Source organism: Paenibacillus camelliae (assembly GCF_023715345.1).
Taxonomy (GTDB): Bacteria; Bacillota; Bacilli; order Paenibacillales; family Paenibacillaceae; genus Pristimantibacillus; species Pristimantibacillus camelliae.
Genome location: NZ_JAMBNY010000078.1, coordinates 1 through 279, shown reverse-complemented (window position 1 = coordinate 279; position 279 = coordinate 1). Strand labels below are relative to the sequence as shown.

Here is a 279-nt window from a genome sequence, read left to right as displayed (position 1 = left end):
GGATCTCTCGTTGAGACAGCGCCCAATTCGTTACGCCATTCGTGCGGGTCAGAATTTACCTGACAAGGAATTTCGCTACCTTAGGACCGTTATAGTTACGGCCGCCGTTTACTGGGGCTTCGGTTCACAGCTTCGGGATAAATCCCTAACCGCTCCCCTTAACCTTCCAGCACCGGGCAGGCGTCAGCCCGTATACTTCGTCTTACGACTTCGCACAGACCTGTGTTTTTGCTAAACAGTCGATTGGGCCTTTTCACTGCGGCCCCCTCGGGCGATTAA

1 rRNA gene is annotated in these 279 nt (G+C 53.8%); it reads right to left on the bottom strand.

What is annotated here, in order from left to right:
- Nucleotides 1–279: ribosomal RNA gene (locus M3180_RS22490) — 23S ribosomal RNA — on the bottom strand; the annotation flags it as partial.